Genomic DNA, 482 nt, shown 5'->3' with positions numbered 1-482 from the left:
GAATGTACTGCCAAGATCGAACGCGTATTCACTGGCGCGGCGGGCGCCCTCGCTGCCGTCAGTCGCCACCAGAATTTGCTGGATCCTTACTGGCTCTTGATCCTCTCCTTCCCGAACGGACCACACTGGGACAGGTGACTGTTGAATGACCTGTTCGACGATAGAGTCACGCAGAAACCGCGCGAGACGCCCTGGCGTGTGTGCACCGAGGACGACCAAGTCGATCTCGTTCTCAGTGGCGTATGCAAGAATCTCTTCCACCGGGGTTCCTCTCCTAATGGAGTCGATGACAGAGACACCTGCTTGCTCACTCGCTTCAATTACCGACGCAATCGCCTCGTTAGCGGTCTGCCGAACGTCTGTGTCAATCGGATCCTCGACCACCGCAGCATCGACATTCTCAGGGACGTCACTAGAGTCAAGGACCGCGAGTGCATGTATCTCTCCGCCGTATGCTTCAGCGAGCAGAAGTGCGTACTCAC

Annotated in this window: 1 protein-coding gene; it reads right to left on the bottom strand. The window is 57.1% G+C overall.

Features of this window, described 5'->3' with window-relative positions; all coding sequences use genetic code 11:
* A partial coding sequence (locus tag D3D02_RS19300) for a universal stress protein (protein ID WP_147435764.1) occupies positions 1–482 on the bottom strand: 482 nt, incomplete at both ends.

The sequence above is a fragment of the Halobellus sp. Atlit-38R genome (assembly GCF_003665925.1).
Classification (GTDB): Archaea; Halobacteriota; Halobacteria; order Halobacteriales; family Haloferacaceae; genus Haloquadratum; species Haloquadratum inordinatus.
The sequence above is the reverse complement of the archived record's forward strand: the minus strand, read 5'-3'. Positions and strand labels throughout refer to the sequence as shown.